Source organism: Porphyromonas uenonis 60-3, from assembly GCF_000174775.1.
Classification (GTDB): domain Bacteria; phylum Bacteroidota; class Bacteroidia; order Bacteroidales; family Porphyromonadaceae; genus Porphyromonas; species Porphyromonas uenonis_A.
This window is the reverse complement of sequence record NZ_ACLR01000095.1, coordinates 1-521: the sequence shown is the minus strand read 5'-3', so window position 1 is coordinate 521 and position 521 is coordinate 1. Positions and strand designations below refer to the sequence as shown.

The following is a 521-nucleotide window of genomic DNA, read 5'->3' as shown; positions in this document are numbered from 1 at the left end:
CCTCAAAGCAGCCCTCTTCCAAGCTGAGAGCAAGGCCTTGGTCAACAAAACACTACTCGAAGTGGTCTTGAATCGCTACCACATTGATCTAAAAAAAAAGACCGATTTGTAGCCGTGAAACAGCTTGAATCCGCCCAAGTGAGAGATCAAAAGCTCTCCATAACCTACCTTTGTCAGCAGCTAGAAGTCAGCCGCAAAGGCTACTACAAGCACACCTTCACCGAGCAAGACGAAGATGTCAAAGTAGCCTCCGTCCTACACTATTGCCAGTATGTGCGCAGTTGGCTCCCCAGGGCAGGCGTAGACACCCTCCAGGAGTGTACCAACAAGTACTTCAAAGGAACCTTCCAAGTAGGTCGAGACTGGCTCTACAAAGTGTTAGGAGCCAACGACATGCTACTGAGAAGTCGCAGACGCAAGCGTCCGCCTCAGACAACCAAGGGCGTGGTCAATCACGGCTTCCAAGACCACCTGAACACCACCCCTAAGTACATCGCCACCGACCATTGCCGGCTCACCGT

At 51.8% G+C, this 521-nt stretch carries 1 protein-coding gene; it reads left to right on the top strand.

Features of this window, described 5'->3' with window-relative positions; translation table 11 throughout:
• Positions 1–114: 114 nt before the first annotated feature.
• On the top strand, positions 115–521 hold a 407-nt coding region (locus tag PORUE0001_RS02650; RefSeq protein ID WP_039865387.1), incomplete at its 3' end, for a hypothetical protein.